This window comes from Flavobacterium album (assembly GCF_003096035.1).
Classification (GTDB): Bacteria; Bacteroidota; Bacteroidia; order Flavobacteriales; family Flavobacteriaceae; genus Flavobacterium; species Flavobacterium album.
The window spans coordinates 700,522-712,331 of sequence record NZ_CP029186.1 but is presented as its reverse complement, the minus strand read 5'-3'; the positions used below and the strand labels follow the sequence as shown (position 1 = coordinate 712,331).

Sequence of the window (11,810 nt, the reverse complement as noted above, 5' to 3'; positions counted from 1 at the left end):
CTAATAACGGTCGATCTCCATCATGTCAAGCAGGTCATCCACATCGAAGCCCTGGTCTTCTGCGGTTTCAAAATATTCTTCCGCCTTTGCATCATCCTGAGGGGCGCCATCGCCGGTTTTGTGCATGATACCAATCGTAGCGCTGGCTCTGCCGTTGCCTCCTTCAGAAGCCTTCTTATACCATTCTAATGATTTCTCCGGGTTCATTTCTACACCATTACCTGTAGCATAGAAAGCGCCAAGGTTATAGCACGCCCTGCTCTGCCCGGCTTCGGCAGCTTTAACGCAATAGTCGTATGCCTTTTGGGTGTCTTTGTCTACACCAATGCCGTTATTGTAATAAATATACAGTTCAAGCATGGCATCCATATCGCCAAGTTCAGCGGCTTTTAGATGATAGTTGGCCGACTTTCATAATCTTTTTCAAGCCACCATTCGCCATTATAATACAGCAGGCCTAGTTCGTACAAAGCGGGCGCATAGCCTTTTTCGGCCAGTTTCTCATAAATCTTCGGGTATAGCCCTAATGTTTCTTCGCCAAAGAACGGAGCCGACTTTAAGGAATTGAAATTATATTTCGCATCATAAAGCAGTACGTTCGGCGGATAGGCATCGAAATTATTGGTATTGTAAATTTCTTTTAGTTCGTCTGGGGTCAGTCTTTCGGCCATAAGATTATTGTTAAATTGGTTGGTATCAAATATATCAAATTTTGCATGCCGGCATTTTTTGAATAGTAAATAATTACAGAATAACAATAATTTAATAGTAGTGCCAGGAAATTCCGGTCAGTTGATAATTGGATTTAATATAGTAATTTTGAGGTTCAATTTTCACCAATGCGCTGGAACCTCAAACCTCAACCGTCTCCCGAAAAAATAAACCACCTTACCGATGCCCTGGGTATCGATAAAGTAGTTGCATCGCTGCTTGTACAACGCGGGGTGGAGACCTATGAGCAGGCGCGGAGCTTTTTCCGGCCTTCATTGAACGACCTGCACGACCCGTATCTTATGAAAGATATGGACAAGGCCGTAGCGCGTATTGAGTCGGCAATCATTAATAATGAAAATATACTTGTCTTTGGCGATTATGATGTAGATGGCACTACGGCGGTTTCCTTGGTCTCATCGTATCTAAAGTCGTTTTATCCCAATGTGGATACTTATATACCCGACCGTTATAAAGAAGGCTACGGCGTTTCGTTCGCAGGCATCGACTATGCAGATGACAATGGCTGTACGCTTATCATCGCGCTCGACTGCGGCATTAAGTCCATTGACAAAGTCGCCTACGCCAATGAAAAAGGTATCGACTTCATCATCTGCGACCACCACCGCCCGGGAGATGAGCTGCCTGCTGCCATTGCGGTGCTCGACCCCAAGCGGGAAGACTGCTATTATCCTTACGACGAACTGTGCGGGTGTGGCGTAGGCTTTAAACTCATCCAGGCCCTGGGAAAAAGGAGAGGGCAGACAATAAACGACCTTATTCCGTATCTCGACCTGGTAGCCACAGCCATCGCCGCCGACATCGTGCCCATAACAGGGGAGAACCGTGTGCTGGCAAAATTCGGGCTGGATGTTATTAACAGTAACCCAAGGCCGGGCATAAAGGCGCTCATACAGAATTTAAAAAGGCAGGTGCTCACCATCAGCGATGTGGTGTTTGTGATTGCACCCCGCATCAATGCCGCAGGGAGGATTAAGCACGGAAATTATGCAGTAGAGCTGCTGACGGAATTCAATCTGGAGCAGGCGGAGGGATTTGCCGCCCAGATAGAGGTGCTGAATGCCGACCGCAAAGACCTTGACAAGCAGATAACACAAGAAGCCCTCATGCAGATAGAAGCGAATAACGACCACGATAAATTTACCACCGTGGTTTTTCACGAAAACTGGCACAAGGGGGTTATCGGTATAGTGGCATCGCGCCTTACCGAAACATATTACCGCCCGACACTTGTATTCACCAAAAGCGGCGATAAACTGGCGGCTTCGGCACGGTCGGTAAAAGATTTTGACATTTACAATGCGCTCGAAGCCTGTGCCGATCATCTGGAGCAATTCGGCGGGCACATGTATGCTGCGGGGCTCACACTGCTGGAAGATCAGTACCCGCATTTCAGGGAGAAATTCGAAGCCGTTGTATCCGAAACGATAGACCCGGCATTACTGATTCCTGAGATAAGCATCGATGCCGAAATAACATTGGCGGATATCACGCCGAAATTTCACCGCCTTTTAAAACAGTTCGAGCCTTTTGGGCCGGGCAATATGACCCCTGTATTTTTAAGCCGTAATTTAAAAGACACGGGCTTTGGCAAACCCATTGGCAGCGATGAGAGTCACCTGAGGCTTTATGTAAGGCAGGGGGAGTCGGAAGGTTTTGCGGCGATAGGCTTTGGCCTTGCTTCCAAAATGGACCTGGCCTGCGGAGGCGATTTCTTCGATGCCGCTTATTCCATTGATGAAAATCTGTGGAATAGCGAGGTGAGTTTGCAGCTAAGGCTAAGAGACATAAGATGTGAAGAATAAACCTAATATGTTCTCGACTGCGCTCGAACTGACAACCGTACTTAATGTTATATGCGTTTATATTGTTGATTTACGTTGTCACATCGAGCGCAGTCAAGATGCCATAAATATATTCCATCTGTTATCATGAAAATAATTCACCTTAATTTAGAATCATTTTAAATAAATAATTATTTTTGCTCAAAACCGGCAGTATGAGGGAAATTGAGCAGATCTATCACAACGATTTTGGTGTGGCATTTCATTGGAAGAAAAACAATGTGGTGCTAAAAGACAGAGTGCAGATCGTATTTAAAGAAACAGGGTTCTATTTTTCGGTAGAAGAGATACAGGAATTTAATCATATTATAGATAATGCCTGCAGAAAACTCGACTGCGGCAGTTGCAGTCTCAGGGGCAAATGCCATAAATTCTTGTTGAAAACGCCTCTGAATGAAGTTGACCTTGCCGTGTCGGAAGACGAGTTGTTCCAGATAAAAGACCTTATGGAAGGCACGCTCTTTATAATAGCGTTATCTGATTATTTAAATGGAGTTGGCAGGAATTAATCGTCGAGACCAGGCCTCTTGTATGTTATCGTCTGCGGAAACGTTATAATGATCGTTTTATATATTTGTTCAAGGGTTACGAGCAACGGCAGTATAGTATCTTCCTTATCCGGAAAATACTCCAATACTTTTGCCCACGCTACCATAGAACGCTGAGTAGCGATAAATGATACCTTGAGTGTCCCGAATAATTCGTCCCGTGTAAACTCTTCATCAATATCATCGTCAAGGTATGTGCCCATGGCCCGGTGCAGTTTTGCAGCCAGGAGGGTGCAATACCATCGTATGGTTTCAAAGCTTTCTTTAAGAGTAAGTAATTTACTTTCTTCCCTTTCACCAAAAATCATCAGCTGCCTTTCGGCGGTTTCTGCAAAATAGTTGCCATTCCCTTTGAGTAAGACATCTACAGCTTTAAAATAATCATTTCCTTTTCTGGATAGCGGATGGTTGCGGGCTTGTTCAAATTCATTTTCGGCCTGCACTGAAACATCTTCAGTAATACCCGAAAGATCGAAGACGTGCTTTTCAGCCATGTCCTCTATTAGCGATTGGGTTATTTCGAACATATTTTCCATTAATGCAAACGGGTTTTCTGAGGCATCAGGCTCTTTGCTGTTTATTTCGTTGAAAGCTTCTTCGGTAATAAAAACAGAGCAGTGACTTGTCTTTGGGCATTTTTCGCACCAACGGTCACAGTAATTATGTATTCCGGGAATTATTTCGGGATTTCTGCGAAGATTGAGGAAATCGTCTTTGCTGAGTTTTTTCATTGCTTGTACTCCACCAACTCAAATGCCTCACCATCAAAAACACCATAAGTAAAATACCCTATCCAGTCACCAAGGTTGATATATGAGGAATTTTCACCGACCTTAATGATCATCGGCAGGTGGCGGTGACCGAACACGAAGTAGTCATAGTGCTTTGTTTCCAGCTTCCTTTTGGAATAGAGTACCAGCCATTCGTTATCCTCCCCAAGGAATTTTACATCGGCCTCACCGGATATCAGCTTGTTTTTGACCGAAAGGTATTGTGCCAGCTTTACGCCCAGGTCGGGGTGCAGCCACCGGAAAAGCCATTTCGAGAACGGATTGGTAAACACCTTCTTCATCCTTTTGTAACCTTTATCGCCGGGTCCAAGGCCGTCGCCATGCCCTATAAAGAACACCTTATTATTAAAGAGGAATTCTTTTGGCCTGTGGTGTACCGGTATATTGAGTTCTTTTTCAAAATAGTCGTCCATCCACAGGTCGTGGTTGCCTATAAAAAAATGTATCTCGATGCCGCTGTCGCGAAGTTCGGCCAGCTTGCCCAGCACCCTAATGAATCCGCGGGGCACAACCGTTTTGTATTCGAACCAAAAATCAAAAAGGTCGCCCAAAAGGAATAAAGCCTGGGCATCTTTTTTAATTTCATCCAGCCATGCTACGAATTTTTGTTCGCGAGGGAAGCTTTTTTCTGCAGTAGGGGCTCCAAAATGCTGGTCTGAAGCGAAATATATTTTAGTCCTTTTTTCCATTGTACAATTCAGTCCATCCAAAGATATGAAGACAAACTTAAATAAATGAATTTATTGTGTTACCCCGAAGAAATGCAGAGTTTGCTTTTATATTCATAACAAATGAAATAAATTTTGTTTTTTTTAAGTATTTTATGAATTATATGTAACACGGAAAGTTATAAGTTAAATTTTTTGTTTATTTTCGAGAATTAAACATAAACTACTAAATATAATTCTATGAAAAAAATTACCCTATTATTTTTCATGTCGTTGCTCTCGTGGTGTGGCTATTCGCAGCTCGCACTGGAGACTTTTGAGAGCAACGGAAACGCATTGCCCACCGGCTGGCAGCAAAAAAACGTTGCCGGTCCGAGCCAGCAATGGACTGTGGCTACCCACAGTGTAATTACGCCTGCCTTTGGAGGTACGGGCCATGCTGCCTACATCCAAAAGGAAAACGTTTCTACGGGAACTGCAGAAGACTGGCTGATAACAAAGCCGTTTTTAGGGCAGACCAATGCCCAGTTGCGTTTCCAGTCAAGGCTTACCCAGCTGGGGGATGATGGCAATACCTACAGGATCATGATGCATACAGGTACTACGCCTTTAGACCCGGCTTCTTATACAGAAGTACAGGCCTGGACGGAGCTAACGCTTAACCCGGATCCTTTCCAGACGGATTATCTTGAAAAAGTGGTAAACTTACCTGCATCGGCAGTTGGCCAGCAGGTATACCTTGCTTTTGTAATGAATGGAGATAACGGCGACCGCTGGCTTGTAGATAACGTTATGGTAGTACAGCAGTGTCTTGATCCTACAAACCTGGCAGTTTCGGCGGTTGGCCTTAACCAGGCTACGCTTAGCTGGACTAACACGGGTGTTGCGACATCGTGGTTCATTGATATTGTTCCTGCATTGGGCGCTCCTACAGGTGTAGGTATCCCATATTCGGGTAACTCTCCTTATGTTGCTACAACGGATAGCGCCGGTAACCCGCTTACTGAAAATACCGATTACAAGTTTTATGTGAGGGCCAACTGTGGCGATGGCAATACCGGTAACTGGGTAGGCCCTGTAAACTTCAGTACGGTGGCGCTTGGCGAAGGTTGTGGCGCTCCTATAAATATAGCTTCGCTTCCTTATTCGGATACGGATAATACAAGTAACTATGCAGACAACATAAACGGCAGCCCTGGCGCATCGGGCTGCGGAAGTACGAACAACTACCTTAACGGTAATGACGTGTTCTATTCGTATACGGCTCCGGCAAACGGCATCATAAGTATAGATGTTACAGGCAATGGGGCTTATTCGGGTATATTTGTATACACCAGCTGTGCTAACGTGGGGGTAAACTGTGCCGGTGGCGCTACAACAGGCTTCGATGCGGCACCGCTATCGATACCTACATTCTCAGTAACGGCAGGGCAAACTTATTACTTTGTTATATCAACATGGGCTGATCCTCAGACAACTCCTTATACACTGACGATCCAGCAGGTAAACTGCCTTAAGCCGGTAGGCCTTCCTACTACGAATATTGGATTAAGTTCTGCCGACCTTTCCTGGACTAACCCAGGCAGCGCTACCTCGTGGCAGGTAGTAGTGCAGGATCCGGGCGACGGCATACCTTCGGGTGCCGGGCTTACAGCTTCTATCAATACTAATTTCCATGTTACTGCAGAATTTGACGGTACACCTTTGGCTTCTTCTACTGCTTATGAATATTATGTAAGGGCAGATTGCGGTAACGGTACGTTCAGTGCATGGGCCGGGCCATACTTTTTCAACACCACGCTTTGTGAGGCTTCGGAACAATGTGCATACACATTTATAATGACCGATTCATTCGGCGACGGATGGAACGGCAATACAATGACCGTTTCCCAAAACGGTATACCGTTGGCAACCATCGGTTCTACATTTACAGGAGGGGCTGGCCCGGTTACGGTAACGGTACCGGTATGTAACGGCATTCCGCTAACCCTTTTCTGGAACAACGGAGGCAACTTTACCCAGGAGGTAGGGGTAGCTATCCAAAACAACTTCGGACAGGTTATCTTCACCAAGCCGCCGGGAACAGGTACAACAAACACTACCGTATATACAGGCATGGTTAACTGTCTTACCCCGGCATGTTTGCCTCCTACAGGACTTGCGGTTACCAATATCTCTACAGATTCCGTATCACTAGGGTGGGCGGGTCCTGCAACTGGTAACTGGGATTATTTTGTCGTGCCTGCGGGAAGCCCTGGCCCAACATCATCTACAACGGGTGTTAATACAACAACAAACCCTGTAAACGTAACAACAGGCCTTACAGCAGGCACTAACTATGTTTTTTATGTAAGGGTTGTTTGTGATAGTTCAACCAATAGTGCATGGGCAGGGCCATTTGCATTCACTACGGCCGTTTGTCCGCTTTCAGAGCAGTGTGTTTACAATTTTGTAATGACCGACTCTTTCGGCGATGGCTGGAATGGCAACAGTATGACTGTTTCACAAGGCGGCGCTACAGTAGGTGTAATAAGCCTTTCAACCGGTTCGAGCCAAACAGTAAGCTTCCCGTTATGTACCAACCAGCCGGTTGAGCTTTTCTGGAACGCAGGAGGCAACTGGTCTACCGAAGTAGGCGTATCTATCGTTAATAACTTTGGGCAGACAATATTTACTAAGCCATCAGGAACGGGCTCTCCTAATACTATGCTCTTTACTGCAACTGGCATCGACTGTTCTGCGCCGGCATGTATTGCGCCAACAGGGCTTACATCAAGCGATTATACTATTGATTCTGCCATGGTGGGCTGGGATGGCCCGGCAACAGGAAACTGGGAAGTATTTGTGGTGCCTGAGGGAGACCCCGCACCAACAGCATCTTCTACAGGTGTAATGGCAAATACAAACCCGTTTGAGGTTGCCTTGCCGACTCCTGCAACCAACTACGAGTTTTATGTAAGGCTTATATGCGATGCATCTACATCAAGCGACTGGGCAGGCCCTTATGACCTGCACAGCATGGTTTGTGACGCTGCAGACCAATGTAACTATGTTTTTGAGCTTCGCGATGAGTTTAGCAGCGGATGGGGTAACTTTACCATGTCTATTTTCCAGGGCGGTATACCTGTAGCAACAATTGGGCAGGATTTCGACTGGGGTATGGAAACCATGACAGTACAAGTTCCTTTATGCCCGAACGAGCCTATCGAGATCGTATGGAACACTGACGGTTTCCCATGGGAAGAAGAGCAGGTGGGACTTACGGTATATACACCTTTTGCCGAAGATATTTATGTTAAGGATTTTGGCGAGGGTACTCCGGGTACGACAATATTTACAGGTGTGGCCGACTGTACGCCTCCGCCGTGTCCTAAGCCGCAAAACCTATTTGTAGACGGCCTTGGCCTTACGGAAGCAATGCTGCATTGGACAGAGATGGGCTCTGCAACAAACTGGGAAGTTTATGTAGTGCCTCTGAATGATCCGGCGCCACTGGCTACAGATACGGGTGTGGCAACAACCACTATGCCTTTTAATGCTACTGAAACCGTAACAGGTGATGACTTTACATCAGGTACATCATATGATTATTATGTAAGGGCTATTTGTGGCGGCACTGACGGTAACAGTACCTGGTCCGGCCCAATAACCTTTACAACACTGATTGCGAACGACGATTGCGACAGCGCAACCGAAGTAGATGTGAACAGCGGTATAGATTGTGACGTATTTGCTACCGGTACCGTTACAGGTGCTACAGGTTCGTCACAGGACCAGTCATGTGTAACGTGGATGGACATAGAATATGATGTTTGGTACTCGTTCGTTGCAACGGCAACTACACATGCTGTAAATATCAATAACCAGGTTGGGGCATTCTTCCAGACGGTAATATACGAAGGCGCAGACTGTGGTACCCTAAACCAGATAGCTTGCGGCGACGATAGCGAAACCGTTTCGGGATTAACCATAGGCGCTACCTATTATGTAAGGGTATATACTACATTCCTTAGCGATCCTACAGATATCACAAGCTTTGAAATCTGTATCAATACGCCTCCGCCGCCAATCGCAGTATCAACAGATCAGTATACTATAGAAGAATTGGTTCAGGATGTACTTATAGGGTCTGAATGTGCACAGATTACCAACGTTCAGTCCGGAACTGGTGAATCCATTGGAGTAAACGGTATTGCTTACTTTACCCAAAACGGATCGAGCTTCCCAATGACTGACGGTATCGTTCTTGTATCAGGTGACGCTAATACAGCGCCGGGCCCGAACAATTTCCCTGGAGGAACCGGTAACTTCCCTGGATGGGATGGCGATTCAGATCTTGAGGACATTGTAGGATTGCCTGCAGGTAACAGTAATGATGCCAGCTGGATATCTTTCGACTTCGTGACGCTTATCGATGAGCTTAACTTCAACTTCCTTTTTGCATCTGAAGAATATGATCAGGGAAGTTTCGAATGTATATATTCTGACTCTTTTGCCTTTATATTGACAGACTTATCTACCGGTGTATCTACAAACCTTGCAGTATTGCCAAGTACGACAATACCAATCCAGGTAACTAACATTCACCCGGATAACGGAATTTGTGATGCTATAAATGAGGCTTATTTCGGGCAGTATAACGATACCGCTTTTGACCCTATCAATTACAACGGGCAAACGGTTATCATGACGGCTACGTCTCCGGTAATACCGAACCATTCGTATAACATCAAGCTGGTTATTGCCAATGCAACCGACCACAACTTTAACTCTGCGGTATTCCTTCAGGCAGGCAGCTTTAACATTGGTACGCCAGAACTGGGTGAGCCATCGCTTGAGGCAGACGGTAACGCGGTTTGTGCAGGCGGTACCAGGCTTCTGGAAACAGGGCTTGATCCGGATAACTTTGAATTTGTATGGTATAAAGACGATGTTGTAATAGCTGGTGCTACAGGTACATCATACTTGGTAACTGAAGAAGGTACGTATAAAGTAGAAGCTACTTTCATTGGCTCTACCTGTGCTACAGAAGGTACTGTGGTTGTAGAATTCTATGATCCGGTAGCAGATATAGTGAACGCGCCTGAAAACCTTACAGCATGTAATGCAAGCGGTTTTGGTGAGTTTGACCTTTCTCAAAACACGGCAGTGATTCTTGACGGTATTACAGGTGACTATACGGTAACCTACCACACAACACAGGAATTTGCAGATAATGGCCAGCAGCCGATCGTATCCGACGTTACGGCATATACAAATACTGTACAGTATGAGCAGACAATCTATGCAAGGATATACAATAACCTTACCGATTGTTATGGTGTGAAATCGTTCACGATAACTGTTCAGGACAATACGCCGGAATTCGTTATTACACCGGAATTCGCATTGTGCGAAGGCACATCAGGTACTATAACTGTTGATGGCTCTAACTATGACGATGCGAATGTAACATTTACATGGACAAAAGATGGCGCTCCTTTTGCGGGCACAACCAATACCATAACAGTTACTGAAGCTGGTGAGTATGCGGTGACCATAGACAATACAGGATGTACTGCAACAGGTACTACTACGGTGACAATTATACCGACACCGGAAGCTGATGCTCCTGAAAATGTTACATCTTGTGACAGCTATGTGCTTCCTGCCCTTAGCGCTAACAATAACTATTATACAGAGGCTGACGGAGCCGGGACTATGCTTAACGCAGGAGATGTGATTACTGAAACACAGGACATCCACATTTTGGCTGTAAGCGGAACAACACCGAGCTGTACGGATGATAATGTGTTCACCGTGACTATCGTACCAAGCCCTGTAGCGGTAACTCCTGGAGATGTATCCTCATGCGACAGCTATATGCTTCCTGCACTTACTGCGGGTAACTACTTTACTGCTGCCGGAGGTACAGGAACGATGCTAAATGCAGGTGATGTTGTGACAACTACGCAAACAATCTATGTATACGTAGAAAGCGGCTCTACACCAAACTGTACAGGTGAAGAAAGCTTTGTGGTAACGATAACACCGACACCGGAAGCTGATGCTCCGGATAATGTTACTGCATGCGACAGCTATGTGCTTCCTGCACTTAGCGCAAACAATAACTACTACACAGGTGCTGACGGAACAGGAACCATGCTTAGTGCAGGTGAAGTGATTACAGGCACACAGGACATCCACGTGTTTACTACAAGCGGCACTACGCCAAACTGTACAGACGATAATGTATTCACTGTAACAATAGTGCCAAGCCCTGTAGTGGTAACGCCGGGCAACCAGTCTGCATGCGACAGCTATACGCTTCCTGCGCTTACTGTAGGTAACTACTACACAGCTGCAGGCGGAACAGGAACAATGCTTAACGCAGGTGAGGCTATCACCAGCAGCCAGACAATATATGTATATGCACAAAGCGGCTCTACACCAAACTGTACGGATGAAGATACCTTTACGGTAACAATCAATCCAAGCCCTGTTGCCGATGCACCGGGTGATGTGGCAGTGTGCGACAGCTATGTGCTTCCGTCACTTGGAGTAGGAAACTACTACACAGGCCCTGGAGGAACAGGTACGGCACTTGCGGTAGGAAGTACTATCGAAGATTCACAAATGATCTATGTGTATGCACAGAGCGGCACTACACCAAACTGTACCGACGAGAACAGCTTTATGGTAACGATAATACCAACACCTGTTATCGCTATTACAGAAGGCTGTAACGATGATAATGTATATGTTCTTGAGGCTATTTTCACTGATGAAGTATACAGCCCTGACAACGTATCATTTGCATGGACCGATGCAGGCGGTGCTTCTTTAGGATCGTCTTCTGAGCTTGTTATCTCACGCGGTGGTGTATATCACGTAACGGTTACACCTAACGGGGATGCTGCCTGCCCTATAGAAGGCGAAATAAATGTGGTTGATACTAGTTGTGATGTGCAGCGTGGTATATCGCCAAACCATGACGGTAAGAATGACAACTTTGACCTGACGGCTCTTGATGTAAGGAAAATCAGCATCTTTAACCGTTACGGGCAGGAAGTTTACGGCCGTGGCAATGGATACACTAACCAATGGGAAGGTCAGGGTAAAGGCGGCGAGGAGCTTCCGACAGGAACGTACTTCTATATGATTGAGCGTTCTAACGGCGAAAGCAGGACCGGCTGGGTTTATATAAACAGGCAAAATTAAAGAGTACTGGATGATCCCCCCGCCCCG

General features: G+C 45.9%; 7 protein-coding genes. 3 read left to right on the top strand and 4 right to left on the bottom strand.

The window, feature by feature from the left end; all coding sequences use genetic code 11:
* Both HYN59_RS03200 and HYN59_RS03195 read right to left on the bottom strand, forming a co-directional pair.
* Positions 1-369, bottom strand: a complete 369-nt coding sequence (locus HYN59_RS03200; RefSeq protein ID WP_108776890.1) for a tetratricopeptide repeat protein — start codon at positions 367-369, stop codon at positions 1-3.
* Positions 370-389: 20 nt separating this feature from the next.
* Complete coding sequence (locus HYN59_RS03195) at positions 390-671, bottom strand: hypothetical protein (RefSeq protein ID WP_146185848.1); 282 nt, start codon at positions 669-671, stop codon at positions 390-392.
* Between the two features lie 168 nt (positions 672-839).
* Here HYN59_RS03195 and recJ point away from each other — a divergent pair, with 168 nt between their 5' ends.
* Positions 840-2,537 carry a single-stranded-DNA-specific exonuclease RecJ gene (gene recJ / locus HYN59_RS03190; RefSeq protein WP_108776888.1) on the top strand — a complete coding sequence of 566 codons (1,698 nt, stop codon included), beginning with the start codon at positions 840-842 and terminating at the stop codon, positions 2,535-2,537.
* 194 nt (positions 2,538-2,731) lie between these two features.
* Complete coding sequence (locus HYN59_RS03185; RefSeq protein WP_108776887.1) at positions 2,732-3,085, top strand: hypothetical protein; 354 nt, start codon at positions 2,732-2,734, stop codon at positions 3,083-3,085.
* Here the strand turns inward: HYN59_RS03185 and HYN59_RS03180 are convergent.
* Complete coding sequence (locus tag HYN59_RS03180) at positions 3,082-3,855, bottom strand: hypothetical protein (protein ID WP_108776886.1); 774 nt, start codon at positions 3,853-3,855, stop codon at positions 3,082-3,084. The genes HYN59_RS03185 and HYN59_RS03180 overlap by 4 nt on opposite strands.
* Positions 3,852-4,604 (bottom strand): UDP-2,3-diacylglucosamine diphosphatase, encoded by a 753-nt coding sequence (locus HYN59_RS03175; RefSeq protein WP_108776885.1) that lies wholly within the window; start codon positions 4,602-4,604, stop codon positions 3,852-3,854. The genes HYN59_RS03180 and HYN59_RS03175 overlap by 4 nt, the downstream gene beginning before the upstream one ends.
* Positions 4,605-4,823: 219 nt before the next feature.
* On the opposite strand from HYN59_RS03175, the gene HYN59_RS03170 reads away from it, so the two are divergent.
* Complete coding sequence (locus HYN59_RS03170) at positions 4,824-11,783, top strand: choice-of-anchor L domain-containing protein (protein ID WP_108776884.1); 6,960 nt, start codon at positions 4,824-4,826, stop codon at positions 11,781-11,783.
* Positions 11,784-11,810 lie beyond the last annotated feature (27 nt).